This is a genomic window from Vibrio kanaloae, from assembly GCF_024347535.1.
Lineage (GTDB): Bacteria > Pseudomonadota > Gammaproteobacteria > Enterobacterales > Vibrionaceae > Vibrio > Vibrio kanaloae.
On sequence record NZ_AP025497.1, the window covers coordinates 518,350 to 544,551 of the forward strand.

Sequence of the window (26,202 nt, forward strand, 5' to 3'; positions counted from 1 at the left end):
AGCGAACATGTCATAAAACTGTGAAATACAGACATGACTGAGTATGGTCCTTTATCGGGTTTTGTTTGCCAAAGCTCAAGATTTGTTAACTTCTCCTATGGCGTAATATCGCATCCCATAGTATGGTGAAAACAGCAGTAGCACTTGCTGCTGGATAAATTAGATAATTGTTTTCGGCTGTTTATTATTGTTAATCTTTCGCCTTAATTTTTAAGGGAAAAAGTAGTTTCTAGAGCTTGTAAGTTTAATTTGCAAGCGCTTTGATTAAATAGCAAACGGTTGAGTGTTTTTGTCCAATTTTTTTCAATAAAGTGTTTGACATATTTTCGGTAAAACGTAATATGTGCCTCCGCAAGACGGTGAGGTGGCCGAGAGGCCGAAGGCGCTCCCCTGCTAAGGGAGTATGTGGTTTGTAGCCGCATCGAGGGTTCGAATCCCTCCCTCACCGCCATTTCTTGCGAGTCTAAAATTAGCAAGTTAGGCAATATAAATGTGCGCTCTTAGCTCAGCTGGATAGAGTACCTGGCTACGAACCAGGCGGTCGGAGGTTCGAATCCTCCAGAGCGCGCCATTCTCTTTACTCTTCTTTGTAAGTGTTTTGAGAATAATGAATTAGGTGAGGTGGCCGAGTGGCCGAAGGCGCTCCCCTGCTAAGGGAGTATGTGGTTTGTAGCCGCATCGAGGGTTCGAATCCCTCCCTCACCGCCATTCATTACAGGCCAATGGCCTTTTTTTTTCTTCGTAGCAAGAAGAATGTGATATGTTTCACAACTTCATTCTAAGTGAATGAACACTGTGCGTCCTTAGCTCAGCTGGATAGAGTACCTGGCTACGAACCAGGCGGTCGGAGGTTCGAATCCTCCAGGACGCGCCACTAATTAAGGGCTTCTTTCTTACGAGAATGAAAATCCTTGTATTGAATTACTGATTACGGTGAATTGATACTAAAACCGTGCGCTCTTAGCTCAGCTGGATAGAGTACCTGGCTACGAACCAGGCGGTCGGAGGTTCGAATCCTCCAGAGCGCGCCAATATTTAGGGTTTAGTTCTTATATGAATGTGAATCCTGATATTGATAAATCGTTCATCGAGAATTAATATCAAAAACAGTGCGTCCTTAGCTCAGCTGGATAGAGTACCTGGCTACGAACCAGGCGGTCGGAGGTTCGAATCCTCCAGGACGCGCCACTATTTAGGGTTTCCTTGTGAACTCCTGATATTGGGAATACTGATATCGAAAACCGTGCGCTCTTAGCTCAGCTGGATAGAGTACCTGGCTACGAACCAGGCGGTCGGAGGTTCGAATCCTCCAGAGCGCGCCACTATTTAGGGTTTCTTTTATGAACCCCTGATATTGGGAATACCGATATCGAAAACTGCGCGTCCTTAGCTCAGCTGGATAGAGTACCTGGCTACGAACCAGGCGGTCGGAGGTTCGAATCCTCCAGGACGCGCCACTTTTTAGGGTTTCCTTGTGAACTCCTGATATTGGAAATACTGATATCGAAAACCGTGCGTCCTTAGCTCAGCTGGATAGAGTACCTGGCTACGAACCAGGCGGTCGGAGGTTCGAATCCTCCAGGACGCGCCACTATTTAGGGCTTCTTTCTTATAAGAATGAAATCCTTATATTGATCTGTTGTTAGTAACAATGAATTGATATTAAAACCGTGCGCTCTTAGCTCAGCTGGATAGAGTACCTGGCTACGAACCAGGCGGTCGGAGGTTCGAATCCTCCAGAGCGCGCCACATTATTAAAAAAAGCCTCGTTTATACGAGGCTTTTTTTATATCTGCTGTAATTTTGTTGCGATAATGTTAAATTTACTCAGGGTTTAACTTGTTGTATTTAAAGTAATTATATAGTGCTTCTTTATTATTCTACCTTTCCCATATCAATTCTTAACAAAGCCTCTTTTAAGTCACAGTTTAAATACCTAAAAATGACGTATTTGACAGATTTATGTGATCTGAACGGCGAATAATTAACCCTATGTGTGCGTTATCCGTAACAGAACCTTAAACAAAATTGACAAACTTTTACCAATCGAGATAATCCATGGGTCGGGATCACTATTCGCTGAAATCCTGTCATATGTCAGGATGACGAAGAAAGGAAGCAACATGACTAATATTGGAAGCCTGCTAGGAGATGCGGCGACTCTAATGATAACGGGGATGTCCGTTGTCTTTATTTTCCTAACTATTCTAGTTTACCTCGTTCGGTTGATGTCAAAACTGGTACCAGAAGAAGTACCAGAGCCGATCGCAGCACCTAAAAAAAATCAAAAATCACAATCAAACCCTTCAGCTGTTAGTCCACAAGTTGTGGCAGCAATTTCGGCCGCGGTTCATCAATACCGTGCGTCTACTGCTAAGTAGCATTTAAAGGATTAAAAAGGAGTTTATGAGCATGTCTAAACCACTAGCTATCACAGATGTGGTACTTCGTGACGCGCACCAGTCACTATTTGCTACTCGTATGCGTATCGAAGATATGCTGCCAATTGCGGCAGAGCTGGATAAAGTCGGTTACTGGTCACTTGAGACTTGGGGCGGCGCGACGTTTGATTCGTGTATCCGTTTTCTTGGCGAGGATCCATGGGAGCGTTTGCGTGAGCTGAAAAAAGCGATGCCAAACACACCAATGCAGATGCTACTGCGTGGTCAAAACCTATTGGGCTACCGTCACTACGCGGATGATGTAGTAGAAAAATTTGTTGAACGTGCCCATAAAAACGGCATGGACGTATTCCGTATCTTTGATGCGATGAATGACGTACGTAACTTTGAAAAAGCAGTGAAAGCAACGATCGACGTTGGTGGCCACGCTCAAGGTACGTTGTCTTATACAACCAGTCCGGTTCACAACTCAGATACTTGGGTTGATTTGGCTAAGCGTCTAGAAGACCTAGGTTGTCACTCACTATGTATCAAAGATATGTCAGGTTTATTGAAGCCCTATGAAGCGGAAGAGCTGATTACACGTATCAAAGCATCGTGTGACGTTCCTCTAGCGTTGCATAGCCACGCGACAACCGGTCTATCGACTGCAACAGCGGTTAAAGCCGTTGAGGCGGGTATCGATATTCTAGACACGGCTATCTCTTCAATGAGCTGTACTTACGGTCACACGCCAACCGAAACGGTTGTTGCGATGTTAGAAGGTACAGAGCGTGATACCAATCTTAAGCTTGATCAGATCGAACCCATCGCGGCTTACTTCCGTGATGTACGTAAAAAATACGCGAAATGGGAAGGTCAGCTAAAAGGTGTTGATTCACGTATCTTGATTGCTCAGGTTCCTGGCGGCATGTTAACCAACATGGAAGGCCAGCTTAAAGAACAGGGCGCAGCCGACCGTATGGACGAAGTGCTCGAAGAGATCCCTCGCGTACGTAAAGAGCTTGGGTACATTCCTTTGGTAACACCAACGTCTCAGATTGTCGGTACTCAAGCGGTTATTAACGTCTTAACAGGTGAACGCTATAAGAGCATCACGAAAGAAACTGCTGGTCTACTGAAAGGTGAATACGGTCAAGCTCCTGCTGAGGTTGATGTAGAACTGCAAACGAAAGTATTGGATGGCGCAGAGCCGATTACTTGTCGTCCTGCTGACTTACTTAAGTCTGAAATGGATACGTTAACGACGGATCTGTTAGAGAAAGCGAAATCAGAGGGCATTTCACTCGCTGAAGATACGGTTGATGATGTGCTTACTTACGCATTGTTTCCACAAGTTGGTCTTAAGTTCCTTAAGAATCGTCGTAACCCTGAAGCATTTGAACCTGCACCAATGCTAGAAACAGAGGCTCCAGTTGTAGCTGCTCCTGTACAAGCTTCTGGTGGCATTGAAAGCTACAGCGTGAAGGTGGATGGTCAAGTTTATGATGTTGAAGTTGGCCCACAAGGTGAACTTACATCAGTGGCGCCATCAGCAAAACATACTCAAGCGGCTCAGGCTGCACCAGTAGTAGCTTCTGACGCTGAAGCGGTTCCTGCTCCACTTGCGGGGAACATTTTTAAGGTCATCGTTCAGGCGGGGGCTGAGGTTGCTGAAGGTGATGTTCTGCTTATCCTAGAAGCAATGAAGATGGAAACGGAAGTTCGTGCTGCTCGTGGTGGTATCGTTCAAGAGTTGAATGTTAAAGAAGGCGATGCAGTTACTGTAGGCGCTCCACTACTAAGTTTAGCATAAGGGAGTAGCATGGAAGGATTGATGACCTTATGGTCGGAAACAGGGATTGCTAACTTTGAGTTTGGCCAAATCTGTATGATGCTGATTGGTTGCTTACTGTTGTTTTTGGCAATTCGTAAAGGATTTGAACCGTTACTTCTACTACCGATTGGCTTTGGTGCTGTATTAGCAAACATTCCAAATGCTGGGTTTACTGAGCCCGGCGGTTTGCTTTACTACGTTTACTACATTGGTATTGAGACCGGTATTTTCCCACTGCTGATCTTTATGGGTGTTGGTGCGATGACGGACTTCGGTGCGTTGATTGCGAACCCTAAAACGTTGTGGCTAGGGGCTGCGGCTCAGTTTGGTATCTTTGCAACGCTATTTGGCGCGATCTTGCTGAACTATGTTCCAGGAATGGAATTCTCAATGGCAGATGCTTCGTCAATTGCGATCATTGGTGGTGCCGATGGCCCAACCGCGATCTTCTTGGCGAGTAAGTTATCTCCTGACCTACTAGGTGCCATTGCAGTAGCGGCTTATAGCTACATGGCTTTGGTTCCTATCATTCAGCCACCAATCATGAAAGCGTTAACGTCTCCTGAAGAGCGCAAGATTAAGATGGCTCAACTTCGTCACGTTAGTAAAGTCGAGAAGATTCTTTTCCCACTTGCTGTACTACTGATGACGATTTTGTTCCTACCTTCAGCAACACCTCTCGTAGGTATGTTTTGCCTAGGTAACTTAATGCGTGAAGCGGGTGTGGTGGATCGCCTTTCAAAAACAGCTCAAAACGAACTGATTAACGTTGTGACTATTTTCCTTGGTCTCGGTGTTGGTTCTAAGCTTCAAGCGGATACGTTCTTGAACTTAGAGACGCTAGGTATTCTAGGTTTAGGTGCGGTGGCGTTCAGTATCGGTACGGCGGGTGGTGTATTGATGGCGAAGGTTCTAAATCGCTTCTCGAAAGAAGACATCAACCCATTAATTGGCGCAGCTGGTGTATCTGCGGTTCCGATGGCGGCTCGTGTTGTCAACAAGGTTGGACTTGAGGCAAACCCTCAGAACTTCTTGTTGATGCATGCAATGGGTCCGAACGTAGCAGGTGTGCTTGGTAGTGCGGTTGCGGCGGGTATTCTATTAGCTCTCGTGGGCTAGTGGTTTTGCTGAGTCATGTATCGTTACGTTAATTGGTCGTCAATTTACGAATGAGCGGTTAACTTAGCCTTATTAAATGGTTTATAGTCAAAGGGATGCTTTCGCATCCCTTTCTTTTTGTTAATGAGGGTGCATGCTCACTAGAGCTTTTATCAATCAAGGAAATGTGGAAATGGAAAATAAACAGATTGCGATAACTCAATTCGGCGGCGTCGAAAACCTTAGTATTCAAACCGGTGCGATTCCTGAGCCTAAGGCTGGAGAAGTGGTGGTTAAAGTTTCCTTTTCGGGCATTAATCCGATTGATGTCAAAACCCGAGCAGGTCTTGGTTGGGCTGCTGCACAAAACAAAGATAACCTTCCTTGGGTGCCTGGTTACGATATTTCAGGACAAATTATCACGCTAGGCGATCAGGCTAAACGTTTTACTGTTGGCGATAACGTGGCAGGCTTTATTGGTTTCCCACTGCAAGGTGGCGGCTACAGCCAATATGTATGTGTCCCAGAAGCGGCATTAAGCATGGTTCCTGACTCTGTTACCCTAGAAGCGGCAGCAGCATTACCACTTGCGAGCCAAACAGCAGCCCAAGCGCTCAATAAAGTCGAAGTGAAGGAAGGCGATCGCGTGCTTATCTTAGCGGGCGCGGGCGGCGTTGGTCACTTTGCTGTTCAAATTGCAGTGGCAGCAAAAGCTGAGGTTTACACGACCTGCAGCGAAGCTAACCTCGACTATCTTGCAACGCTAGGCGCTCATGCCATCAACTATAAATTTGCCCCAGCTTCAGAGCGAGTTTCTGATGTTGATGTACTGATTGATTTGGTCGGTGGCGATACAGCGCTTGACGCATTGAAGTGCCTGAAAGATGGTGCGAGAGTGGTCACTGTTCCTACTCTATCGGCAGAGTTGATCTGCGAGAAAGCGAAATTATTAGGTTTTACTGCATCAGGCATGTTGGTGGAGCCAAACCCTGAGCAAATGGACACCATGCTTTACATGGTCAGTGTCGGATTGCTTAAAACAGAGATTCAAGGTATCTACTCGTTAGACGAAGCGCAATCGGCTCATCTTCAGGTTGAAACCGGACATACAAGAGGCAAGGTACTACTTAAAATGCAAGAAGGTTGATATGCAGTGCTAGAGTTCTTTAATTCTCTTTTTGAAAACATAGCGCTGTGGTTCTCTGACTCGGCGCTTTGGGTACTCTTCATCAGTGGCTTCTTAAGTGCCACGTTACTGCCCGGCGGTTCAGAAGCCAGTCTTGTTGCGGCATTGAGTTTAGAGCAGTTCTCTGTCTCATCGATTATTCTAGTGGCGACACTCGGCAATACTTTTGGCGGTCTTACTAATTATTGGGTTGGTTTGTGGTTGCCTAATCGAACTCAATCTGAAAAACATGGTCATAAGGCTATGGCGTGGCTGAGCCGTTATGGTTACTGGACGCTGTTATTCAGTTGGTTACCCGTTATTGGTGACCCTTTGTGTCTGGCCGCGGGTTGGCTAAGAATGAAATTTATCCCTAGCGTTATTTTGATAGCGATTGGCAAAGCCGCTCGCTACAGTCTACTTACTGCTATCTACTTCGGTTTTTTCTAAGGAGAACCTATGAAAAAGGTTTTACTTGGTACATTTTCTCTTATCGCCATTGCCGGCTGTTCTTACAATGTACCTAGCTCAACATCTTTCTTTTCTTCATTGCCAGAAGGCGTCACTCTAGTCGAAGAAGTTAAGCCTTCTAAAGACAAAGTGGTGATTCCTTACACCAAGTATCAATTGGATAATGGCTTAACCGTTATTCTTTCTCCGGATGATTCTGATCCTCTTGTGCATGTGGATGTAACCTATCATGTGGGTTCTGCTCGTGAGCAGATTGGTAAGTCGGGCTTTGCTCACTTCTTTGAACACATGATGTTTCAAGGCTCTGAGAACGTCGGTGACCAGCAACACTTTAAGATCATTACCGAAGCGGGTGGTTCGTTAAACGGTACCACTAATCGTGACCGTACCAACTACTTTGAAACCGTTCCATCTAACCAACTTGAGAAAATGTTGTGGTTAGAATCAGACCGAATGGGTTTCTTATTGGATGCGGTTTCTCAGAAGAAATTTGAAGTTCAAAGAGGCACGGTTAAAAACGAACGTGCTCAAAGTTATGAAAACCGTCCTTATGGCTTGATGTGGGAGCGCATGGGTGAGGCGCTTTACCCTGAAGGTCACCCGTATTCATGGCAGCCAATTGGTTATGTGGAAGATCTCGATCGTGTTGATGTGAATGACCTTAAGGCGTTCTTCCTACGTTGGTATGGCCCAAATAATGCTGTGTTAACGATTGGTGGTGATATCGACGTTGATGACACGCTAGAGTGGGTTAACAAGTACTTTGGCCCTATCCCTCAAGGCCCAGAAGTTAGGGCTGCAGAGAAACAACCTGCCGTGCTAACAGAAGATAAGTACATCACCTTAGAAGATAATATTCGTCAGCCGATGGTACTGGTCGGTTGGCCAACAACGTATCGCGGTGAAGAGACACAAGCTTCCCTGAATGCACTGTCTAACGTGTTAGGTTCTGGCACCAACAGTTACCTGTATCAAAACTTGGTTAAAACACAGAAAGCAGTCAGCGCAGGATCTTTTCATGATTGTGCTGAATTAGCTTGTACCACGTATGTATATGCGATGGGCAACTCAGGTGAAAAAGGCGATTTGACGGTTCTTAATAAAGAATTGATGGATACCCTAGAGCAATTCTCGAAAGAGGGCGTTGAACAAGATCGTTTGGACCAGATCACCGGTATGGCAGAAGCGGATGCGGTTTTTGCATTGCAAAGTGTGAAAGGTAAGGTTTCACAACTCGCGTCTAATCAAACCTTCTATGGCCAGCCTGATCGTATTGAATCACAACTGGATCAAATCCGCGCGGTGACTCCCGATAGTGTAAGTAAAGCTTATCAAGACTTTATCGAGGGTAAACACAAGGTGACACTCAGTGTTGTACCTAAGAAGCGACTTGAGCTAGCGGTTCGCGAAGCTACATTCACCACTCCAACTCGCACGTTACCTGAATATGCCAAAGTCACTGAAGATCAGCTCGATTTCAGAAAAGCACCAAATACCTTTGATCGCAGCGTAATGCCAGAAGTAACCTTTGGTGTTAAAGCGACGATGCCTGAGTTGTACCGCATGCACTTTGCAAATGGCACGGACTTGATTGGTACTGTGACCAGTGAAACACCGACAGTACAGCTACAGATTCAACTTCCAGCTGGCGAGCGTTATGTTCGCAAAGGGCAAGAAGGCCTAGCAAACCTAACGGCTTCTATGATGGAGGAAGGCTCAACCAAACGAACCGTTGAAGAACTACAGGCAACATTAGATAAGCTTGGCAGCAGCGTTAGTATCAGTGCGGGCAGTTACACCACGGACATTTCAATCTCGACGCTAGAGAAAAACCTGCCTCAAACCTTAGCGATCGTACAAGAGATTCTGTTTGAGCCTAAGTTTGATGAACAAGACTTCGAACGTGTTAAGAAGCAGATGCTAGAAGGCGTTGTGTATCAGCATCAGCAGCCAAGCTGGATGGCTTCTCAAGCAACCCGTGAAGTGCTGTTTGGTGACACTGTTTTTGCTCGCGCAAGTGATGGTACTAAGGAATCTCTATCGAAATTGACCTTAGACGATGTGAAAAAATTCTATGCGCAACATTACACACCAGAAGGTGCCAATATTGTTGTTGTGGGAGACATCTCGAAGAAAGAGGTAGGGAAACAGCTACAATTCTTTGAGCAGTGGCAAGGCGATGCGGCACCATTAACGCGTCCACAGATCGTCAAAGAGCTTTCTGGTCAGCACCTGTACTTAGTTGATAAACCGGGTGCGCCGCAAAGCATTGTTCGCTTGGTTCGTAAGGGCCTGCCGTTTGATGCGACGGGTGAATTGTACTTGAGCCAACTGGCTAACTTTAACTTAGCTGGTAACTTCAATAGCCGTATCAACCAGAACCTACGTGAAGACAAAGCTTACACTTACGGTGCAAGCGGTTATTTCGCGAGTACTCGTGAAACTGGTGCGGTAGTTTTTAGCGCGCAGGTAAGAGCCAATGCGACAGTTCCATCGATTCAGGAGTTCACTAATGAACTGGATGAATTTAGTCAAAGTGGATTAACTGACGAAGAGGTGAAATTTATGCGCCTTGCTGTCGGTCAACAAGATGCACTTAAATATGAAACGCCAAGTCAAAAGGCTGGGTTATTGAGTAATATTGTCGCATTGAGCCTTGATGAAAATTACCTACAACAGCGTAATCAGATAGTTGAAACGGTTTCAAAAGAGACCTTAAACGAACTATCGAAGAAATGGTTTGACCCGAATGATTATCAAATAATAGTGGTTGGCGACGCGACTTCGCTTCGTCCTCAACTAGAAAAGTTAGATATTCCAATAGAAGAGCTTGAAATCATTCGTTAGAGTACACATTAAAGGGGGAGGGAAAAGACTCTATTTTTCTCCTCCAACCTAATTTATGATAGTTCTAATCAGAACGATATAAGATAAGTGAACTGAATTTTGACTGATTTTGCTGCGCGACTAAAGCAAGTTGCAACCAACCCTAAGACCTTTTCTCAATTTGGTCGTGGTGTTGAAAGGGAAACGTTACGCTACACGGAGGATGGGCACCTTGCTACTGGGCCGCACCCAAAAGCTTTGGGATCTGCGTTGATGAACGGATGGGTAACGACCGATTTTTCCGAGTCGTTACTGGAGTTTATTACACCTGTTTCTAACGACGTTCCGACGCTTTTGAATCAATTGTCTGATATCCACCATTTCACACAAACCAAGTTAGATGGCGAAAAGATGTGGCCGCTTTCTATGCCTTGCTACGTAGGCAGTGAAGATTATATTCAGCTCGCTCAATACGGCACCTCTAATAACGGCAAGATGAAGACGCTATATCGCGAAGGCTTAAAGCGTCGTTACGGTAGTCTGATGCAGATTATTTCCGGTGTTCACTTCAACTTCTCTTTCCCAGATAGTTTTTGGGATAGCTTGTTTGGAGAGCAAACAGAAGAAGCGCGTTGTAAATCTAAGTCCGATGCTTACTTTGGTTTGATTCGTAATTACTACCGTTTTGGTTGGTTAATCCCATATTTCTTCGGCGCTTCGCCTGCACTATGTCCTTCTTTCATCAAAGGAAGAGAGACAAAGCTACCTTTTGAAAAGATAGGCGAAACGCTGTATTTACCAAATGCAACAGCACTACGTCTGAGCGATCTTGGCTATACTAACAGTGCACAAAGTGTGCTGAAAATTGGCTTTAATAGCCTAGAACAGTACTTAGACGGATTGAACCAAGCGATTCGGACACCATCGGAAGAGTTTGCCGAAATTGGTACTAAAGTTGATGGTGAATACCGTCAGTTGAATAGTAACGTTCTTCAAATCGAGAATGAGCTTTATGCGCCAATTCGTCCTAAGCGTGTCGCGAAAAGTGGTGAGAAGCCATCAGAAGCACTCGCGCGTGGCGGTGTCGAATATATTGAAGTTCGTTCTTTAGACGTAAACCCGTTCAGTTCAATTGGTATTAATGAGCAGCAGGTCCGCTTCCTCGATCTATTCTTAACGTGGAGCGTGTTAACGGATTCTGCGGAGATGGATAACTGTGAGTTGGAATGCTGGCGTGATAACTGGAACAAGGTGATCTTAGAAGGTCGTCAAGTTGGCCTAGAGCTTCAAATTGGTTGTCATGGCGAGCGATTGTCTCTGCAAGATTGGGCGAAGCGAGTCTTCAAAGACCTACGTTCTATTGCCGAGATGATGGACGCTGAGCAAGGTGGTCGTGCATACCAAGAAACTTGTGATACGCTGGGATCTTGGATTGATAACCCTGAACTGACTATTTCTGGCCAATTGCTAGAAGAGACTAAAAAACTGGGTGGCTTAGGTAAAGTAGGCTGCGCGTTAGGAAATGCTTACGCTCAACAACATGCAGCACATCAATATAAAGTGTATTCAGCTGAGTTGATGGAAGCCGAAGTTCGACGTTCAATGATTGATCAACAGCAAAGTGAAGAAGCCAGCACTCAAGATTTTGATAGCTTCTTAGCGGATTACTTTTCGTATTTAAAAGCATAGCGAGACTTTGGTGGAAAGGAAGCAAGCCTTATTAGGTCAACCTATTCATGTAAGTGGTAAATGGTCACCGGTGGTGACTGTTGGTGTTGTCTCTAGTTTATTGGTTGGATGTGCAACACCGCCACCTAAGCAGCAAGATAACCTGTGCAGTATTTTCAGAGAGCACTCTTCATGGTATGAAGGTGCATTGGATATGCAAGAAGAGTGGGGCACGCCGATTAACGTAGCGATGGCTTTTGTGAAACAAGAGAGTAGCTTTCGTCATGATGCACGCCCACCCAAAGATTACCTTCTTGGCTTTATCCCTTGGGGGCGGGTAAGCAGCGCCTACGGGTATGCGCAAGCGCAAGATCCTGCTTGGGAATACTTTCAAAAAGCGACCAATAACGGTGGGTCAAGAACCAATTTCGATGATTCATTGATGTTCATTGGTTGGTATACCAGCGAGACTCGTCGTCAGCTTGGTATCTCGTTGTGGGATCCGTATAACCAATATCTGGCCTATCATGAAGGGCGTGGTGGTTATAAGCGTCAATCATACAAAAGCAAACCATCTTTGATTAAGGTGGCTCGCAAAGTCGAACAGCAAGCAAAAGATTATGGATGGCAACTGAAACAGTGCCGCAAAGAACTGGAAGACAATCGAAGTTGGTTTTTCTAAAGCCAACCGTCATGGAGAAGAGCAATGCCTTTATTAGATAGTTTCACTGTTGATCATACACGCATGAACGCACCAGCCGTTCGTGTCGCGAAAACAATGCAAACCCCAAAAGGGGATACCATCACTGTGTTTGACTTGCGTTTTACCGCGCCAAACAAAGATATCCTATCTGAGAAAGGTATCCATACGCTAGAGCACCTATACGCTGGATTCATGCGTAATCAACTGAACGGTTCAGATGTAGAGATTATCGATATCTCACCGATGGGGTGTCGTACCGGTTTCTACATGAGCCTGATTGGTACGCCTACAGAGCAACAAGTGGCAGACGGATGGTTGGCTGCAATGCAAGACGTACTGAAAGTTGAGAATCAAAATAAGATCCCTGAACTGAACGAATACCAATGTGGTACCGCGGCAATGCACTCTTTGGATGAAGCGAAAGAGATCGCTAACGCGATCATCGCTGCAGGTATTTCTGTAAACAAGAATGATGAACTGGCATTGCCAGAGTCGATGCTTCAAGAGCTTAAAATTGACTAACCACTTCTTAGTTCACATTGAATCTTGATATCAAAAGGCCCGCTTCATTGAACCGGGCCTTTTTGGTTTTCGTAATTTTAGTTTTCGTAATATAGTGGTTTAAGTTATGACTCACTTACACCTATTATTACCCGTTAACGACTTGCGGGAATACGCGTACTAGTTTGATACGGTTTTCTTTTAGTTCAAGTATTTCCATGGGGTGACTGGCAACCTGAACGCTAAGATGACTCTCAGGGATGTCCTCAAGATGTTCCAATATCAACCCATTAAGTGTTCTAGGGCCATTGGTTGGTAGTGCCCATTGCAGGCCTTTATTAATGTCTCGGATATTGGCACTGCCTTCAATTAAAAAACTGCCATCACTTTGTGGCGTGATCTCTTCAGATAGGCTTGGTGTCATTGAAGTCGTAAACTCACCCACGATCTCTTCAAGAATATCTTCTAGCGTAACCAAGCCGTTGATATCGCCATACTCATCGACAATTAAACCAATACGTTGTTTATTGCGCTGGAATTTAAGCAGTTGAATGTTGAGTGGCGTGGATTCTGGAATAAAGTAGATTTCGTCTGCCGCGCGCAAAAGTGTTTCTTTATTGAACTCGTTTTTTTCAAGCATCAAACGGTAAGCTTCTCGTAGCCTCAGCATACCAACCACTTCATCTATCTGATCACGGTATAGAACCACACGACCATGAGGAGAGTGAGTGAGTTGGCGGACGATAGACTTCCAATCGTCATTGATGTCGATGCCGGTGATTTCATTTCGAGGCACCATAAGGTCATTCACGGTGACGTGCTCTAAATCTAAGATAGAGACCAACATATCTTGGTGACGTTGAGGTATCAGGCCTCCTGCCTCATTTACCACAGTTCTGAGCTCTTCTGAGCTTAAGTGATCGGTCGCATCGTGACTGGTTGTGACCCCTAATATACGAATAAAGCCATTAGTAATGAAGTTAACCAAGATCACCAGTGGTGACATTACCTTCATTAGTATCATCAATAAAATGCTGCTGGCGTAGGAGACGCGTTCAGGAAATAGAGAGGCAATGGTTTTTGGTGTTACCTCGGAAAATACAAGGATCACCAGAGTTAGAGTACCAGTCGCGATAGCCACACCGATATCTCCGTAGATACGCATACCAAGGATAGTAGCAATCGCTGATGCTAGAATGTTGACGAGATTGTTGCCGATGAGAATGAGGCCAATCAATCTATCTGGACGGCTCAGAAGTTTTTCTACGCGTTTGGCACCTTTATGACCCGTATTGGCCAAGTGCTTTAAACGGTAGCGGTTCAGGGACATCATGCCCGTTTCTGAACCAGAGAAGTAACCAGAAATTACAATGAGACACGCGAGTAGCGCAAATAAGATACCCGTTGATATGTCGTCCAAAACTATTCTTTTCCTATTTGTGTATCTTGATTAATTTATGACCGAACATGGTCGAGATGTCAATTGAATATATCGTACTCAATATTTTAAAGGCAAGGGATGCGGTACCTTGCCTTTAATTTTGGGGATTAACTTAGGATGATTTCTTGAACGAAGCGACTACCAAAGTAGGCTAAAGTGAGCATGCCTGCGCCAGCTAATGCGAACCATGTGACTTTTTGTCCGCGCCAGCCTTTTTGATAGTGGCCCCATAGAAGGATGGAGTAGATAACCCAAGCAATAAACGACAATACGGCTTTGTGTGCCTTTCCTTGAGCAAACATATCTTGTACGAAGATAAGCCCAGTCAACAATGTACCTGTTAATAAGCCATTCCCGATAAGAATGATCTTGAAAAGCTGTCGTTCCACCATCATTAATGGAGGTAGGTTAGGGTTTATCACTAAGGCTTTTTTCTTTTTAAGTTTGTGATCTAGCCACGCAAGTTGCAGGGCGTATAGCGCACCGATAGTTAACGTTGCGTATGAGAATAGAGCCAAAGAGATGTGTACGAGCAGTTTTGGATCATGCTCTAAATGTTTGATGAATGTGCTTGGAAGGAAAGTTGCGGCCATCAAATTAAGCGCAGCGAAGCTATAAACGACTGGCAAGATAAACCACAGTCGGGTTTTGAGCATAGCACCACTCATCACCAGTGAGATGATTAAACTAATTAATGAAGCAACGTTCAAGATACTGAGGTTTTGACCACTGGCATTAAAGATTAAATCGCCAAGCAACCAAGCATGGAAAGCTAACGCAAGTAAGGCGCTGATAAACACCGTTTTTACACGGATTCCTGTTTGGTGCACGAGACCTGGAATGATCGTGGAAATCGCCATTGTATAAAGAAAGGCTGCTGCGATCGCAATAAGACTGTCCATGGTATCCATTTAAATGATTACTAATAGACGAATTATACCTCGCATCGCTCTTTGGGGCTATGGTGAACCTCACTCAATTCCAAGTGAACAATGTCTCACATCACAAGCGCGGATGATTAACGCTCTACAACGGGTATGACTCTAATCCACGCTAATGTATACTCACAGTAATAGTCGCAGGATTGAGCGAAGAGAAAACTATGTTTGATAATTTAACGGATCGTCTATCCAAAACGCTGAAAAATATCAGCGGTAAAGGTCGCCTGACCGAAGACAATATTAAAGAGACGCTGCGTGAAGTTCGTATGGCACTACTTGAAGCCGACGTTGCGCTGCCTGTTGTCCGCGATTTTGTTAAGCGCGTAAAAGAAGGTGCGGTAGGTGTTGAGGTTTCTAAATCTCTCACACCTGGGCAAGAATTCATTAAGATCGTTCAAGCTGAACTTGAAGCGGTAATGGGTGAGTCTAACGAGGCTCTGAACCTAGCAGCGCAACCGCCAGCCGTTATCTTAATGGCAGGTCTACAAGGTGCAGGTAAAACCACATCGGTAGGTAAGCTATCTAAGCTTCTAACCGAGCGCGACAAGAAAAAAGTCTTGGTCGTGTCTGCCGACGTTTACCGTCCAGCGGCGATCAAACAGCTTGAAACGTTAGCAAGCGATGTTGGTGTAGACTTCTTCCCGTCTTCATCTGATCAAAAACCTCTTGATATAGCCAACGCTGCAATCGATCACGCTAAGAAGAAGTTCTACGACGTGCTATTAGTCGATACCGCTGGTCGTTTGGCTATCGATGAAGAGATGATGGGCGAGATCAAAGAGCTTCATACTGCAATTAATCCAGTAGAGACGCTGTTCGTTGTTGATGCGATGACAGGTCAAGATGCTGCGAACACTGCAAAAGCTTTTGGTGATGCGCTGCCACTAACCGGTGTTGTCTTAACGAAAGTGGATGGTGATGCGCGTGGTGGTGCTGCACTGTCTGTACGTCATATCACTGGTAAACCGATTAAATTCTTAGGGGTTGGTGAAAAGACTGATGCACTAGAACCATTCCACCCAGATCGTGTAGCTTCTCGTATTCTTGGTATGGGTGACGTACTGTCTCTTATTGAAGATCTACAGAAAAACGTTGATACCGAGAAAGCAGAGAAACTGGCTAAGAAGTTCAAAGAGAAGAAAGGCTTTGACCTTGAAGACTTCCGTGAGCAGCTTGGTCAGATGCACAATATGGGTGGTATGATGGGCATGATGGATAAGCTTCCAGGCATGTCCCAACTACCGGACAACGTTAAAGATAAAGTTGATGACAAGATGTTCAAGCAGATGGAAGCGATCATCAACTCTATGACAATGAAAGAGCGTCAACGTCCTGACCTAATCAAAGGCTCACGCAAAAAGCGTATTGCTGCTGGTTCAGGTACACAGGTACAAGATGTAAACCGTATGCTTAAGCAATTCACCCAAATGCAGAAGATGATGAAGAAGATGCAGAAAGGTGGCATGAAAGGCATGATGCGCAACATGCAAGGTATGATGGGCGGCGGTGGTGGTATGGGCGGTGGCTTTAACCCATTCGGCCGATAATCTATAAATGTAACCTTTAGCTACGTTACTTTTCATAGTGTTAGCTGTGTCACGGAAAGTGTATGGTGGCTATGTTGGTGAAAAAACAGCTAAAGCCCTTGCATTGCACCGGAATAAGAGTAAAATTCCGGGGCTTTAATTTGGCACGAGACCCCAAGCTATTACTTAGACTTGGGGTTAATTATTTTATTAAGAAAGCAAAGAGGACGACATGGTAACCATTCGTTTGGCACGTCACGGTGCAAAGAAGCGCCCATTTTATCAAATCGTAGTTGCGGATAGCCGTAACTCTGTAACTGGCCGTTTCATCGAGAAAGTAGGTTTCTTTAACCCTACTGCTCAAGGTCAAGAAGAAGGTCTACGTCTAGACCTAGATCGTGTTAACCACTGGGTTGGTCAAGGCGCATCTCTATCTGATCGTGTAGCTAAGCTAGTTAAAGACGCTCAAAAAGCGGCTTAATTCTTTTTTAAAGAGAAATAGCTTATGTCGATGAAGGATAAAGAAACTATGAGCGAGCAAAACAATAGAATTGTCATGGGTAAACTTGGGTCTACCTATGGTATTCGTGGCTGGCTTAAAGTGTTCTCCTACACAGACAATGCTGAAAGCATATTTGATTACACCCCTTGGTATTTAAACCAAAAGGGTAAGTGGGTTGAGTACAAAGTTGAGAGCTGGAAACGTCATGGCCAAGGTTATGTATGTAAGCTAGCGGGATTAGATGTTCGTGAAGACGCGCAACTGATGACTAACTTTGAAATTGCTATTGACCCTGCTTCGTTACCTGAATTGTCAGAAGATGAATTCTACTGGCGTGAATTGTTTGGTATGCAAGTTTTTACTACTAAAGGTTACGACCTTGGTAAGGTCACAGACCTATTAGAGACTGGCTCGAACGATGTTCTCGTAATCAAAGCAAATCTTAAAGATGCTTTTGGTCAAAAGGAACGGTTAGTACCGTACCTTGAAGAGCAAGTGGTCAAGAAAGTTGATCGCGAAGCTCGACGGATCGAAGTTGACTGGGATCCTGGATTCTAATTCCAAATTACAGAGCGAGAGAACACATGTGGGTTGGCGTAATAAGCCTGTTTCCTGAAATGTTCCGTTCTGTTACTGATTTTGGAGTAACAGGTCAAGCGGTTAAAAAAGGTCTTTTATCTATTGAGACATGGAATCCTCGTGATTTCACTCATGATAAACATCGCACTGTTGATGACAGACCTTACGGTGGTGGTCCTGGCATGTTAATGATGGTTCAGCCTTTGCGCGATGCTATCCAAACTGCCAAGCAAGCATCACCGGGAAAGACGAAGGTTATCTATCTTTCACCTCAAGGTCGTAAACTCGACCAAAAAGGTGTTGAAGAGTTGGCAACAAACGAGAACTTACTTCTTATTTGTGGTCGCTACGAAGGGGTAGATGAGCGCATCATTCAATCAGAAGTCGACGAAGAATGGTCGATTGGTGATTTTGTGATGACGGGTGGCGAATTGCCAGCCATGACGCTGATTGATTCAGTCTCTCGGTTTATTCCGGGTGTACTTGGAGATTTCGCTTCAGCAGAAGAAGATTCTTTTGCAAATGGTTTGCTAGATTGTCCCCATTATACGCGCCCTGAGGTGCTAGATGATAAAGATGTGCCATCGGTACTCAAGTCTGGAAACCATAAGGACATTCGTCGCTGGCGATTGAAACAATCGTTGGGCCGAACTTGGCTAAGAAGACCAGAACTCCTGGAAAACCTAGCTCTGACTGACGAACAGGAACAATTACTGGCTGAATTCATTAAAGAGCAACGCTCTTAACGAAAAGCAAGCAGTAACCTATTAAATTTAGTATCAGTTTATTCTAGGAATTTATACAAATGAGCAACATCATCAAGGCTCTTGAAGAAGAGCAACTAAAATCAGACCTTCCTAAATTCGCACCAGGTGACACTGTTGTAGTTCAGGTTAAGGTAAAAGAAGGTGACCGTGAGCGTCTACAGGCTTTCGAAGGCGTTGTAATTGCTATTCGTAACCGTGGTCTACACTCTGCATTTACAGTTCGTAAGATCTCGAACGGTGAAGGCGTAGAACGTGCGTTCCAAACTCACTCTCCAATCGTTGATAGCATCGAAGTTAAACGCCGTGGTGCAGTACGTCGTGCCAAGTTGTACTACCTACGTGAGCGTTCTGGTAAGTCAGCTCGTATTAAAGAGAAGCTTACTAAAAAGTAATTCTTTTTGCATTCTATCGATAAAAGCGGAGCCATTTGGCTCCGCTTTTTTGTGTCTGTAATTTAGAGCCGAGCAGGCAAGAGAGTCTCAATTCGCTCGTTCCTCGCTCTTGAGGAAACAAGGAATCACCGGCAATAAAAAAGGATTGACGTTAAACGCCAACCCTTCAAAATTTACTCGCTAGGCTTAGTGGCTTAGTGGCTTAGTGGCTTAGTGTGGATCTTCCGACCAACCATCGCTATCCGACATGTCTGGTGCGCCAGCGATGCTGTTCTCTTCATCTGCCCATTCACCAAAATCAATCATCTGACATTGCTTACTGCAAAACGGGCGATGTGGGCTTTGTTCACCCCATTCAACGTCAGTATTACATTGAGGGCATTTAACGATGGTGATTTTCTTCGACATAGTGATTCTTAATTTGAGGGGGAATAATAGTGAGTTTAGGCTCGAGTGAGCACTCAAGCCAAACGATAAAAGGAAATTAATTAGGTGCAAATAGCCAATTCAAATTCGATATCTTGAGTACAGGCTTGCCCTGTTTCAAAGCTCATGAATTTAACGGCAAAACGGTTTTTATGACCCGAGATCATCGGGTAAGCGCCGTATTGCATCGGAATCGAAAGACGCAGGATATTTGCTTCATCAGCATCGCTCTGGAAGAAGCCAGCACGAGCAATTTGCTCTTTAAAGTGGCCAGTTTCTCTGGTTAGCTTTAACCATAGCGTTAGCGCTTCGTACAAAGGTTGTAGGCTATCCATCCACATTTTGGCATCTCTCATTCTTTTGTCGAGAGGAAGGTGTAGCCAGTAATGCAGTGCGGGTAAATCAAAGCAGCATGAGCCACCTGGTAGGTTAAAACGTTGGCGAATAGCACTCAGGAAGCGGTCTTCTTTTAGGGATTGCCCAAAACGCTCTGCTTGCATCAGTTCACGATAGATGTTGCCAATGTCTTTGAGTAATGACGTTAGCATCTCTTGATCGACACCTTCAACGTTTAACCAGCTTTTATAGGTCAAACGCTGCTTCTCAATATCTTTTGCTAGTTCGCTCTTAAGCTGAATCTGTTCGAAAATTTCAATCAGGTCAAAGATAGAACGGAAAAAGAGTTGATACTGTTGAGCATCGGAAAATGTAGAAGACAAGTGTAGTTGTCTCAAGAGTGATTCAACTCTTAAGTAAATTCGTGTTTTCTCATTTAGAGGATGTTCAAATTTGTGGGTGATCATCAAGCAAGCCTTCATTCAACATAGTTCTATTCTGACCCATCTACTGTACTGATTGCCAGATACTTTTGATGTAAATCTGTGATTTGAGGCAAAAGTTCTTGGTTTTTAGTATGGTTCTCAATCACATCATCGGCAATGGCTAAACGTTGTTCTCTTGAAGCCTGTGATTTTAAAATTGATACAACTTGTTCCCTAGAAACATTATCACGATTCATCGTACGCTCTATTTGCACTTCGGAAGGCACATCAACGATCAATACGCGGTCGGCCATACCTTGCATTTGGTTTTCAACCAATAGAGGAGCTACTAATAAAGCATAAGGAGAGGTGACTTTAGACAGGTCACTGTCAATTTTGTTGCGGATCATCGGATGAAGAAGATCATTGAGCCATTGCTTTTCTTTTGCATCAGAGAAGATCTGCTCACGTAGTTTACTTCGGTTTAGCGTCCCATCTTCAAGTAAAATCGCTCCACCAAAATGGTCAGTAATCTGTTGTAGGCCTTTGCTGCCTGGTGCAACGACTTCACGAGCCACTATATCAGCATCGACAATATCAATATTAAAGTGTTTATTGAAAAGGTTAGCTACCGTGGTTTTACCACTGGCGATACCACCACTTAATCCGATAATGGTTGCCATGATCAAATTCCTAATACAGACGTGAAATACCAATCCATGATGTCGTTACCCCACATCAAGCTTACCCAACCAGCAATGGCGAGATAAGGTCCAAATGGGAAAGCTTTATCTATCCCTTGTTGTTTTAACCTCAGTTGAATCAATCCAAAAATAAGGCCGACGAGTGATGATAAAAGAATGATCATTGGTAGGTGCTGCCACCCAAGCCATGCCCCAAGTGCTGCTAATAATTTAAAGTCACCATAGCCCATTCCTTCTTTACCCGTGAGTAGTTTGAAAAGCCAATAGACAGACCATAAGGCTAAGTAACCAGCCATCGCACCAACTACTGAGTCTTGAAGCGAGACAGGGCTGATATTAAACAGAGCTAATGCAATACCAGACCAAACCAAAGGTAAGGTGATTTGATCAGGCAGCAGCATGGTGTCGAGATCAATAAAGGTCGCTGTAATCAATGCGAAGGTGAAAAAGATCAGCGCAATAGCGTAGAAACTAAAACCAAAGTGACTCGCCACCACGGTACAAAGTGTTGCAGTAAGCAATTCTACCAAAGGGTAGCGAGCACTGATTGGATTCGAACAACTGTGGCACTTGCCCTTTAAGAACAACCAGCTCAAAACGGGGATATTGTCGATGACTCTTAATTGGGTGTCGCATTTCGGGCAAGTCGAACGTGGAGTGCTAAGATTAAATTCCCCTTCAGGTGCTGGAATTTTATATTGAGAAAAATATTCGGAGCACTCTTGTTGCCACTCACGTTCCATCATAATCGGTAATCGATGAATTACAACGTTGAGAAAGCTGCCGATAAGAAGGCTAAAAATGAAAGCTAATACAGGGAATAGCCAAGGATAGTATTGAAGTACTTCCATAGTGTCTTGTTACCACGTGATCTATATGAGTCGAAGTTTGCTACTCATGGGTGTTAAGTCGCTTTTACTATCCTAACACACTCATTAGATTAAAGATTGGTAAGTACATTGCGACAACAAGCCCTCCTACAACGGTGCCCAGAAAGACAATGATCAGCGGTTCCAAAATCTTACCTAAGTTATCGACGGTATTGTCGACTTCAAATTCATAAATAGTCGCAACCTTGTTGAGCATGTCGTCTAAATTTCCCGATTCCTCACCAATCATCACCATCTGTAGCACCATTTCAGGGAACACGTCTGTATTACGCATCGCGATATACATTGGCATACCTGCCGCTGTTTCACGGTGAACTTCTCCAATCGCAACCTCATAATGAAGGTTACCCGCGGTTTTTGCTGTGGTTTTAAGGCTAGTCAAGATCGGGATACCTGAACTGAAACTAGTAGAAAGAGTTCGACTGAATTTGGCGATAGAAGCTTTAGATAGAACCGTACCGAGTATGGGAAATTTTAAACTGAGTCGGCTGGTGGTTAATCTGAGTGAGTAGGAGCGCTTTCGCAGTAATTTAAAACTAATCATTACAACACTAACGGCAATCAAAGCGTAAAGACTATAAGCTTGCATCCAATGTGATAACTGCAAAACTTGCTGGGTAAACCAAGGGAGATCAGCGCCAAAACCTGCAAACATGGATTCAAATTCTGGAATAACCACGGTTAGCATTAGGTAAGAAACCGATAAGGCAACTAACACCACCATAGCAGGGTAAATGAGTGCTTTGATGACTTTTGAGCGGAGTTGTTCACTCTTTTCACGATATGTCGCCAAGCGATCAAAGACTTGCGCAAGGTTACCTGAAAGTTCGCCAGTTGCGACTAAGTCGGTATAGAGCTCATCAAAGTGGCTACTGGCCGTACGCATCGCTCTTGAAATAGGAGTGCCGGCTTCGATGCCTTTACAGATATGCGACAGAATAGATTTCATTTCAGCTTTGCGGTGGTTATCTGATACCAATTTAATCGCCTGCACGATTGGCACTCCGGTGGTTAGCATAGTGGCAAGTTGGCGAGTCAAAATTGTGATGTCTTTTGCTTTGACGCGATGCGTTAAGCGTGTAATGGCCGAGATGCTTTTCTTTTTGATTTTTTTTATCTGGATATGCTGTTCATTGAGTTTCTCTCGTACTTCCAATTCGGTTAACGCTAAAGTTTGGCCAGACACTTTCTTACCTGAGCTATTTATACCTCTCCAATGGTAGCTTTTTAATTGTGACTGTTTGGGCTGAATACTCATTTGTTCTCCATTGGACTATATGTACAGAACACGCTGTAGTTCTTGATAGCTGGTGATACCTTCAAGCAGCTTATCAAGCCCTGATTCTTGTAGGGTTCGCATGCCTTCCCGACGAGCAAGGCTTTCAATTGTTAGCGCGTTAGGCTTGTTGATAAGGCTGTTTTTGAGTTGGTCGGTAAACGGCATCACTTCGTAGATACCGACTCGGCCAGAATACCCTTGAGTACACTCATTGCACCCTTGTGGGTTGGCTTTGTAAATGGTTTGGCTGTTGGGAATAGAGTGACGCAGAAATATGTCCGGTGAATCATCCAGCGTTTTGCAATGGTTGCACAAGCGCCTTGCGAGTCGCTGAGCAATAATTAGGCTTAATGATGAAGCAAGGTTAAAGGGCTCTATCCCCATGTGAGCGAGTCGAGTGACGGTTTCTGCGGCAGAGTTTGTATGCAGTGTTGAAAGGACTAAGTGGCCTGTTTGCGAGGCTTTGATCGCTATCTCTGCCGTTTCTAAGTCACGGATCTCTCCGACCATCACGATGTCTGGGTCTTGTCGTAAAAAGGATCGTAGTGCTTCAGCAAACCCAAAACCGATCTTTGGCGTGACTTGTACTTGGTTGATACCACGTAAGTTAATTTCGACCGGATCTTCTGCGGTAGAGATGTTGCGTTCTGTGGTGTTAAGAACTCGAAGGCCGGTGTAAAGAGAGACTGTTTTGCCACTGCCGGTTGGCCCGGTCATTAAAATCATCCCTTGCGGTCGTTTCAGTGCATTAAGGTAGAGGGCTTTTTGTTCTTCGCTGTAGCCGAGTTTATCGATATCTAAATTGGCAGCGCTACTGTCTAGCAGACGCAGTACGATCTTTTCGCCCCATAAGGTCGGTAGCGTCGATACACGCATATCAATCGCGAGCTCATCATTTAACCGCAACTTGATGCGACCGTCTTGAGGCAATCGACGCTCGGCAATATCCAACTTAGCGAGAATTTTTAAGCGGGCCGATAACCGACGACTTAAATGAGAAGCAGGCTGTTGAATTTCGACAAGGATGCCATCGCAACGCAGGCGAACTCGGTAATTTTCTTCATAAGGTTCGAAGTGGATGTCGGAGGCGCCTTTACGTACCGCATCAACCAATATTTGATTAATAAAACGGCTCACAGGGGAATCATCTTGGCTGAGATCTTCAATTGACGTGATTTCATCGTCAGAGACTTCAACTAGGTTGGCGAGTTCATCTTGAGTGATCTCTTTTCGCTTGGAGTCTTGTCCGAAAATCGAGCGGCCATATAGTTTGCGTATCGCGCCTTCTAATTCTGAATAATTAGCGACGACGAGTTCAATTTGCAACCCTGTCGCAAATCGGAAATCGTCTTCAGCGTGTAAGTCGGTCGGGTCGGCAGAGGCGAGCGTGAGCGTAGAACTAGAAACGGCAATCGGAATAGCACAATACTTGGTGATCAGCTCACGAAGCCCTAGCTGTTCACACAAGGTTTCGTAGTTGGTATTGGCGAGTTGTACTAACGGTAAACCGAAAATGGTTTTGATATTGCTTGCTAAGGAATCGCCGCTGAATAAATCAAGAACGAGTAAAGCTTCAGGCGTAGAAACACCTGAAGCTTGTACATATTCCGCAACGGCTTGTTCTTGAGTCAGGCTAAGAAAATTAGCCTGACGAAGAACTGTTGGGAGGTTGGTTAGCATTAGTTACCTGAGCAATCTATGCTTCGACCTGCATCTGTACAACCTGTTCCGGTAAGTGCCCATTGAACAACACCATTACCTACAGATGGCGTTAAAGTTAAAGTTAGGGCAGTCCCTGCAGCATCAACTGCTGTTGTTGTCAAAGTAATAATACCATCAGCTACGCCTAATGCATCAACGTATGCAATGGTCGCACCATTATCCGTTGCAGCAATTGCTGCGGGAATATCATTATCACCGTTATTACAACCAGCTAATTGCCCTAGATCTTGTGCACATAATGCAACAGCTGTTTTAATTCCTGAAACACCAGCAGCGGCGCCTGCGACTCGTGTTCGTTGTGTATAGTCTGAATAAGCTGGGATAGCAAAAGCAGACAACACACCAATAATCGCCACTACGATCATCAATTCAATTAAGGTAAAACCTTTCTGATTTGTTCTTTTGTTGTTCATTTTTCTCTTCCATTATTTGGTTTGTTTCAGTGCAAGCACTGGTTGATGGAGAGAATATAAGTCGAAATGGAGAAGTGGAATGGTGTGCAGGTGTGGTCGCGAGTGGTTTGGTGTTTTATAGTGTTAAGTTGCATATTGAGCGCAAAATTATGCGATCAGCTTAAACTAACTACTTGATATATTGATAAGACAAGCAATAAAAAAGGCATCGCCTATAGCCATGCCTTGATAGTTAACATATTGATAGTTAAGTAGATTAACCTATGAATCTCATCGACAAATCCATTGCTTTTAGGTGCTTGGTTAGCGCCCCTACAGAGATATAATCAACCCCTGTTTCAGCGAACTCAGCTATTGTATCTAGAGTGACGTTACCTGAGTTTTCAAGTGCCGCTCGGCCAGCGTTAATTTTAACGGCTTCGCGCATCATGTCGGTGGTGAAGTTGTCTAGCATAACGATATCTGCGCCTGCGGTGATCGCTTGTTCTAGCTCTGCTAGGCTCTCTGTTTCAACTTCTACTGGCTTGCCTGGGTTCAGCTCTTTTGCAGTAGAAATAGCTTTCTCAATACCACCGCATGCGATGATGTGGTTTTCTTTGATTAAATAAGCATCGAAAACGCCAATACGGTGATTAAAACCGCCGCCACAAGCGACCGCATATTTTAGTGCGCTGCGTAGGCCCGGGATGGTTTTACGTGTATCTAACAGGCGGCATTCTGTGTGTTTGATTTTATCGGCGTAGATTGCCGTCGCTGTTGCACAACCTGATAGTGTTTGAATGAAGTTCATTGCGTTTCGCTCACCCGTTAATAGTGCGCGTGCTGGGCCTGTTAACGAACAAAGCGTTTGATTTGGCTCAACCTTGTCACCGTCTTCTACGTTCCACTCTATAGTGACTTCACCGCCCAATTGCTTAAACACTTCATCAGCCCAAGCTTTACCACAGAATACGCCGTGCTCTCGGGTAATGATGGTTGCGCTATTGATTGCGTCTGCAGGGATTAGACTTGCCGTAATATCAGCCGCTGGATCCAACGTTCCGCCTAGATCTTCTTTGATGGCATCCGCGACGGCACGTGTGATCTCTAGAGGCAGTTGCTCTTTTAAGTAGTCGAGGCGTTGGTGGCTGTTATGTGTGTTTTTCATCGCAAATCTAATCTTGAAAGGGAGTGGGAATGGAATGATACTCTTGCTTAACTTCAAATTAA

Annotated in this window: 24 protein-coding genes and 10 tRNA genes; 24 read left to right on the plus strand and 10 right to left on the minus strand. The window is 44.6% G+C overall.

Annotated features, from left to right (window positions below; genetic code table 11):
• Positions 1 to 358 precede the first annotated feature (358 nt).
• The 19 genes from OCV24_RS02565 (at position 359) to luxS (ending at position 12,671) form a co-directional block, all read left to right on the plus strand.
• Positions 359 to 451, plus strand: a tRNA-Ser gene (locus OCV24_RS02565).
• Positions 452 to 494: 43 nt separating this feature from the next.
• Positions 495 to 571, plus strand: a tRNA-Arg gene (locus OCV24_RS02570).
• 44 nt (positions 572 to 615) lie between these two features.
• Positions 616 to 708 (plus strand) — tRNA-Ser (locus OCV24_RS02575).
• A gap of 89 nt (positions 709 to 797) precedes the next feature.
• Positions 798 to 874, plus strand: a tRNA-Arg gene (locus OCV24_RS02580).
• An 80-nt stretch (positions 875 to 954) separates the two neighbouring features.
• Positions 955 to 1,031: transfer RNA gene (locus OCV24_RS02585), tRNA-Arg, on the plus strand.
• An 80-nt stretch (positions 1,032 to 1,111) separates the two neighbouring features.
• Positions 1,112 to 1,188, plus strand: a tRNA-Arg gene (locus OCV24_RS02590).
• 57 nt (positions 1,189 to 1,245) lie between these two features.
• A tRNA-Arg gene (locus tag OCV24_RS02595) sits at positions 1,246 to 1,322 on the plus strand.
• 58 nt (positions 1,323 to 1,380) lie between these two features.
• Positions 1,381 to 1,457 (plus strand) — tRNA-Arg (locus OCV24_RS02600).
• A gap of 57 nt (positions 1,458 to 1,514) precedes the next feature.
• Positions 1,515 to 1,591: transfer RNA gene (locus tag OCV24_RS02605), tRNA-Arg, on the plus strand.
• Between the two features lie 81 nt (positions 1,592 to 1,672).
• Positions 1,673 to 1,749 (plus strand) — tRNA-Arg (locus OCV24_RS02610).
• Positions 1,750 to 2,123: 374 nt separating this feature from the next.
• Positions 2,124 to 2,381 carry an oxaloacetate decarboxylase subunit gamma gene (locus OCV24_RS02615; protein ID WP_017056589.1) on the plus strand — a complete coding sequence of 86 codons (258 nt, stop codon included), beginning with the start codon at positions 2,124 to 2,126 and terminating at the stop codon, positions 2,379 to 2,381.
• A gap of 31 nt (positions 2,382 to 2,412) precedes the next feature.
• Positions 2,413 to 4,197 (plus strand): sodium-extruding oxaloacetate decarboxylase subunit alpha, encoded by a 1,785-nt coding sequence (oadA, locus tag OCV24_RS02620; protein ID WP_017056590.1) that lies wholly within the window; start codon positions 2,413 to 2,415, stop codon positions 4,195 to 4,197.
• A 9-nt stretch (positions 4,198 to 4,206) separates the two neighbouring features.
• Positions 4,207 to 5,337 carry a sodium ion-translocating decarboxylase subunit beta gene (locus OCV24_RS02625; RefSeq protein ID WP_029627012.1) on the plus strand — a complete coding sequence of 377 codons (1,131 nt, stop codon included), beginning with the start codon at positions 4,207 to 4,209 and terminating at the stop codon, positions 5,335 to 5,337.
• A gap of 172 nt (positions 5,338 to 5,509) precedes the next feature.
• Positions 5,510 to 6,463, plus strand: a complete 954-nt coding sequence (locus tag OCV24_RS02630) for an NADP-dependent oxidoreductase (RefSeq protein WP_136997587.1) — start codon at positions 5,510 to 5,512, stop codon at positions 6,461 to 6,463.
• Positions 6,464 to 6,469: 6 nt separating this feature from the next.
• Positions 6,470 to 6,931 (plus strand): YqaA family protein, encoded by a 462-nt coding sequence (locus OCV24_RS02635; protein WP_017056593.1) that lies wholly within the window; start codon positions 6,470 to 6,472, stop codon positions 6,929 to 6,931.
• Between the two features lie 9 nt (positions 6,932 to 6,940).
• Complete coding sequence (locus OCV24_RS02640; RefSeq protein ID WP_136997585.1) at positions 6,941 to 9,799, plus strand: M16 family metallopeptidase; 2,859 nt, start codon at positions 6,941 to 6,943, stop codon at positions 9,797 to 9,799.
• Between the two features lie 99 nt (positions 9,800 to 9,898).
• Positions 9,899 to 11,467, plus strand: a complete 1,569-nt coding sequence (gshA, locus tag OCV24_RS02645) for a glutamate--cysteine ligase (RefSeq protein ID WP_136997583.1) — start codon at positions 9,899 to 9,901, stop codon at positions 11,465 to 11,467.
• A gap of 10 nt (positions 11,468 to 11,477) precedes the next feature.
• Positions 11,478 to 12,128: a transglycosylase SLT domain-containing protein gene (locus OCV24_RS02650; protein ID WP_150878379.1), complete on the plus strand. Its 651-nt coding sequence runs from the start codon at positions 11,478 to 11,480 to the stop codon at positions 12,126 to 12,128.
• Between the two features lie 24 nt (positions 12,129 to 12,152).
• Positions 12,153 to 12,671, plus strand: a complete 519-nt coding sequence (gene luxS, locus OCV24_RS02655; protein ID WP_017056597.1) for an S-ribosylhomocysteine lyase — start codon at positions 12,153 to 12,155, stop codon at positions 12,669 to 12,671.
• Between the two features lie 127 nt (positions 12,672 to 12,798).
• Here luxS and OCV24_RS02660 read toward each other — a convergent pair whose 3' ends face one another.
• Together OCV24_RS02660 and OCV24_RS02665 are read right to left on the minus strand one after the other, a co-directional pair.
• Positions 12,799 to 14,070 (minus strand): HlyC/CorC family transporter, encoded by a 1,272-nt coding sequence (locus tag OCV24_RS02660; protein ID WP_017056598.1) that lies wholly within the window; start codon positions 14,068 to 14,070, stop codon positions 12,799 to 12,801.
• A gap of 128 nt (positions 14,071 to 14,198) precedes the next feature.
• Entirely contained in the window at positions 14,199 to 14,993 is a 795-nt protein-coding gene (locus OCV24_RS02665) for a cytochrome C assembly family protein (protein ID WP_017056599.1), read from the minus strand.
• A gap of 200 nt (positions 14,994 to 15,193) precedes the next feature.
• Here OCV24_RS02665 and ffh point away from each other — a divergent pair, with 200 nt between their 5' ends.
• From ffh to rplS, 5 genes are all read left to right on the plus strand, one after another.
• A complete protein-coding gene (gene ffh, locus OCV24_RS02670) occupies positions 15,194 to 16,579 on the plus strand; it encodes a signal recognition particle protein (protein WP_102507341.1) in 1,386 nt (461 codons plus the stop codon).
• A 211-nt stretch (positions 16,580 to 16,790) separates the two neighbouring features.
• A complete protein-coding gene (gene rpsP / locus OCV24_RS02675) occupies positions 16,791 to 17,039 on the plus strand; it encodes a 30S ribosomal protein S16 (RefSeq protein ID WP_004735508.1) in 249 nt (82 codons plus the stop codon).
• Positions 17,040 to 17,063: 24 nt separating this feature from the next.
• Positions 17,064 to 17,618 carry a ribosome maturation factor RimM gene (gene rimM / locus OCV24_RS02680; protein WP_017056602.1) on the plus strand — a complete coding sequence of 185 codons (555 nt, stop codon included), beginning with the start codon at positions 17,064 to 17,066 and terminating at the stop codon, positions 17,616 to 17,618.
• Positions 17,619 to 17,644: 26 nt separating this feature from the next.
• Positions 17,645 to 18,385 (plus strand): tRNA (guanosine(37)-N1)-methyltransferase TrmD, encoded by a 741-nt coding sequence (gene trmD / locus OCV24_RS02685; RefSeq protein ID WP_102507342.1) that lies wholly within the window; start codon positions 17,645 to 17,647, stop codon positions 18,383 to 18,385.
• A gap of 59 nt (positions 18,386 to 18,444) precedes the next feature.
• Positions 18,445 to 18,798, plus strand: a complete 354-nt coding sequence (gene rplS, locus OCV24_RS02690) for a 50S ribosomal protein L19 (RefSeq protein WP_017056604.1) — start codon at positions 18,445 to 18,447, stop codon at positions 18,796 to 18,798.
• Positions 18,799 to 19,008: 210 nt separating this feature from the next.
• Here the strand turns inward: rplS and yacG are convergent, their stop codons facing one another.
• The 8 genes from yacG to nadC all read right to left on the minus strand — a co-directional run bounded on the left by yacG (position 19,009) and on the right by nadC (position 26,140).
• Positions 19,009 to 19,206, minus strand: coding sequence for a DNA gyrase inhibitor YacG (gene yacG, locus OCV24_RS02695; RefSeq protein ID WP_017056605.1), 198 nt, complete (start codon positions 19,204 to 19,206; stop codon positions 19,009 to 19,011).
• An 80-nt stretch (positions 19,207 to 19,286) separates the two neighbouring features.
• The gene (zapD, locus tag OCV24_RS02700; protein ID WP_029627015.1) at positions 19,287 to 20,027 is read right to left on the minus strand and encodes a cell division protein ZapD; all 741 of its coding nucleotides are present in this window, start codon (positions 20,025 to 20,027) and stop codon (positions 19,287 to 19,289) included.
• A gap of 26 nt (positions 20,028 to 20,053) precedes the next feature.
• Positions 20,054 to 20,668 (minus strand): dephospho-CoA kinase, encoded by a 615-nt coding sequence (coaE, locus tag OCV24_RS02705; RefSeq protein ID WP_150878377.1) that lies wholly within the window; start codon positions 20,666 to 20,668, stop codon positions 20,054 to 20,056.
• A gap of 2 nt (positions 20,669 to 20,670) precedes the next feature.
• A complete protein-coding gene (locus OCV24_RS02710; protein ID WP_150878374.1) occupies positions 20,671 to 21,540 on the minus strand; it encodes a prepilin peptidase in 870 nt (289 codons plus the stop codon).
• Positions 21,541 to 21,607: 67 nt separating this feature from the next.
• Entirely contained in the window at positions 21,608 to 22,837 is a 1,230-nt protein-coding gene (locus OCV24_RS02715; RefSeq protein ID WP_150878372.1) for a type II secretion system F family protein, read from the minus strand.
• Between the two features lie 15 nt (positions 22,838 to 22,852).
• Positions 22,853 to 24,538: a type IV-A pilus assembly ATPase PilB gene (gene pilB / locus OCV24_RS02720; protein WP_137032384.1), complete on the minus strand. Its 1,686-nt coding sequence runs from the start codon at positions 24,536 to 24,538 to the stop codon at positions 22,853 to 22,855.
• Positions 24,538 to 24,993 carry a pilin gene (locus OCV24_RS02725; RefSeq protein ID WP_137032382.1) on the minus strand — a complete coding sequence of 152 codons (456 nt, stop codon included), beginning with the start codon at positions 24,991 to 24,993 and terminating at the stop codon, positions 24,538 to 24,540. Before OCV24_RS02725 ends, pilB begins: the two co-directional genes overlap by 1 nt.
• A gap of 256 nt (positions 24,994 to 25,249) precedes the next feature.
• Positions 25,250 to 26,140 (minus strand): carboxylating nicotinate-nucleotide diphosphorylase, encoded by an 891-nt coding sequence (gene nadC, locus OCV24_RS02730; RefSeq protein ID WP_136978841.1) that lies wholly within the window; start codon positions 26,138 to 26,140, stop codon positions 25,250 to 25,252.
• Positions 26,141 to 26,202 lie beyond the last annotated feature (62 nt).

Bases quoted from the DNA above. Each gene is read 5' to 3' on its own strand.
- OCV24_RS02725 (WP_137032382.1), bottom strand. From the start codon at position 24,993: ATGAACAACAAAAGAACAAATCAGAAAGGTTTTACCTTAATTGAATTG.
- luxS (WP_017056597.1), top strand. From the start codon at position 12,153: ATGCCTTTATTAGATAGTTTCACTGTTGATCATACACGCATGAACGCA.
- OCV24_RS02665 (WP_017056599.1), bottom strand. From the start codon at position 14,993: ATGGACAGTCTTATTGCGATCGCAGCAGCCTTTCTTTATACAATGGCG.
- yacG (WP_017056605.1), bottom strand. From the start codon at position 19,206: ATGTCGAAGAAAATCACCATCGTTAAATGCCCTCAATGTAATACTGAC.
- ffh (WP_102507341.1), top strand. From the start codon at position 15,194: ATGTTTGATAATTTAACGGATCGTCTATCCAAAACGCTGAAAAATATC.
- coaE (WP_150878377.1), bottom strand. From the start codon at position 20,668: ATGGCAACCATTATCGGATTAAGTGGTGGTATCGCCAGTGGTAAAACC.
- nadC (WP_136978841.1), bottom strand. From the start codon at position 26,140: ATGAAAAACACACATAACAGCCACCAACGCCTCGACTACTTAAAAGAG.
- OCV24_RS02715 (WP_150878372.1), bottom strand. From the start codon at position 22,837: ATGAGTATTCAGCCCAAACAGTCACAATTAAAAAGCTACCATTGGAGA.
- rplS (WP_017056604.1), top strand. From the start codon at position 18,445: ATGAGCAACATCATCAAGGCTCTTGAAGAAGAGCAACTAAAATCAGAC.
- rpsP (WP_004735508.1), top strand. From the start codon at position 16,791: ATGGTAACCATTCGTTTGGCACGTCACGGTGCAAAGAAGCGCCCATTT.
- trmD (WP_102507342.1), top strand. From the start codon at position 17,645: ATGTGGGTTGGCGTAATAAGCCTGTTTCCTGAAATGTTCCGTTCTGTT.
- OCV24_RS02625 (WP_029627012.1), top strand. From the start codon at position 4,207: ATGGAAGGATTGATGACCTTATGGTCGGAAACAGGGATTGCTAACTTT.
- oadA (WP_017056590.1), top strand. From the start codon at position 2,413: ATGTCTAAACCACTAGCTATCACAGATGTGGTACTTCGTGACGCGCAC.
- zapD (WP_029627015.1), bottom strand. From the start codon at position 20,027: ATGATCACCCACAAATTTGAACATCCTCTAAATGAGAAAACACGAATT.
- OCV24_RS02640 (WP_136997585.1), top strand. From the start codon at position 6,941: ATGAAAAAGGTTTTACTTGGTACATTTTCTCTTATCGCCATTGCCGGC.
- pilB (WP_137032384.1), bottom strand. From the start codon at position 24,538: ATGCTAACCAACCTCCCAACAGTTCTTCGTCAGGCTAATTTTCTTAGC.
- rimM (WP_017056602.1), top strand. From the start codon at position 17,064: ATGTCGATGAAGGATAAAGAAACTATGAGCGAGCAAAACAATAGAATT.
- OCV24_RS02630 (WP_136997587.1), top strand. From the start codon at position 5,510: ATGGAAAATAAACAGATTGCGATAACTCAATTCGGCGGCGTCGAAAAC.
- OCV24_RS02710 (WP_150878374.1), bottom strand. From the start codon at position 21,540: ATGGAAGTACTTCAATACTATCCTTGGCTATTCCCTGTATTAGCTTTC.
- OCV24_RS02615 (WP_017056589.1), top strand. From the start codon at position 2,124: ATGACTAATATTGGAAGCCTGCTAGGAGATGCGGCGACTCTAATGATA.